The 1500-nt window shown below is 68.6% G+C and carries 1 protein-coding gene; it reads right to left on the reverse strand.

Features of this window, described 5'->3' with window-relative positions; genetic code table 11:
- Window positions 1–54: 54 nt before the first annotated feature.
- Window positions 55–1269: an IS110 family RNA-guided transposase gene (locus tag ABEA93_RS41935; protein WP_345681280.1), complete on the reverse strand. Its 1215-nt coding sequence runs from the start codon at window positions 1267–1269 to the stop codon at window positions 55–57.
- Between the last annotated feature and the right edge of the window lie 231 nt (window positions 1270–1500).

The raw sequence follows: 1500 nt of genomic DNA on the forward strand, positions 1-1500 counted from the left end.
AAAGGGATTCCCAATGACGAAGTCAAGTCGCTGGGACGGCGTCGTGTGATCGCGTCATGCCGCTGCGAGAGCGAGCTTGCGAGTGTCTGTGTGGAAGGTTCGCTGGTCGCGTATGAGTGCCCAGAGGACGTTGAGGCGGCGTCGGGCGAGAGCGAGGACGGCCTGCTTGTGGCTCTTTCCCTCTGCGCGTTTGCGCCGGTAGAACGTCTTCGACTCAAGGCAGTGGACGGTGGCGGCCTGGGCGGCAAGGTAGAACATGCGCAGGAGCCGCCTGCTGTAGCGGCGCGGCCTGCGCAGGTTGCCGCTGACTTTCCCGGAGTCGCGGGGGACAGGCGCGAGGCCGGCCACTCCGGCCAGCCGGTCGGGGGTGCCGAACGCGGCCATGTCGCCGCCGGTCGCGGCGATGAACTCGGCGCCGAGTATGACGCCGACGCCGGGCATGGACGTGATCACCGCGGCGTCGGGATGCTCGTGAAACCGGCCCTCGATCAAGCCTTCGAGCTCGGCGATCTCCTGGTCGAGGGCCATCACCTCCCTCGCCAGGGTGTGGACCATCTTCGCGCAGGTCTTCTCCCCGGGGACGACGGTGAACTGGGCCTCGGCCGCGGTGACGGCGCTGTCTGCGGCGCTCCTGGCGTGGTTGCCGACCCGGACTCCGTGGTTCTTCAGCCAGGCCGCCAGGCGGGCCCGGCCGACCCTGCGCAACGCGGCAGGGGTCTGGTACTTGGCCAGCAGGATCAGCGCGGTCTTGGACGTGCTGTAGTCGAACGCCCGCTCCAACGCGGGGAAGTACTCCAGGACCTGGGTGCGGAGCCGGTTGATCGCCCGGGTCCGGTCGGCCGAGAGGTCCATGCGGCGTGCGGTGAGGATCTTCAGGTCCACCGCGATCTCGCCGGTCTCCTGCAACGGCTGCAAGTCCCGGCGCATGCGGGCTTGGTCGGCGATGACGAAGGCGTCCTTCGCGTCCGTCTTCCCGCTTCCGCGGTAGGCGCCGGACGCGTGGTGGACGGTGCGGCCGGGGATGTAGAAGAGCCGTTGCCCGTGGCTGACGAGCACGGCGATCCACAGCGCGGCACCGCCCGCGTTCAGATCCACCGCCCACGTCACCGGGCCCTCGCCGGCAGCCTCCAGGACATCGCGCAGGAGCTGCAGCAGCGCGCCTTCGTCGTTCGCCACGCGGCGCGACAGCACCGTCCTGCCGTCGGCGTCGATCACCGTGCAGTGGTGCTCGGCCTTGCCCGCGTCCGTCCCGGCCCACAGTTCGGGCACCCGTTCCTCCCCTGTCAGCGTGCGAGTTCACACCCAGCAGACGACCGCGCCGACGTGTCCATACAAGCGATCTTCTTCGCGCATCCCAATGAGCGGTCGGGTCGTCGCGGGGCACCGGGCGGCCAATCCCTTTCAGCCACGACATCGGCTCACCCATGCCAGCCATACCCGGACCCCCGGGCGTCCCGATCTTACGAATGATCAGAAACAACCCACGAAGAAAGGTATGGA

The sequence above is a fragment of the Yinghuangia aomiensis genome, assembly GCF_039542225.1.
Classification (GTDB): Bacteria; Actinomycetota; Actinomycetes; order Streptomycetales; family Streptomycetaceae; genus Yinghuangia; species Yinghuangia aomiensis.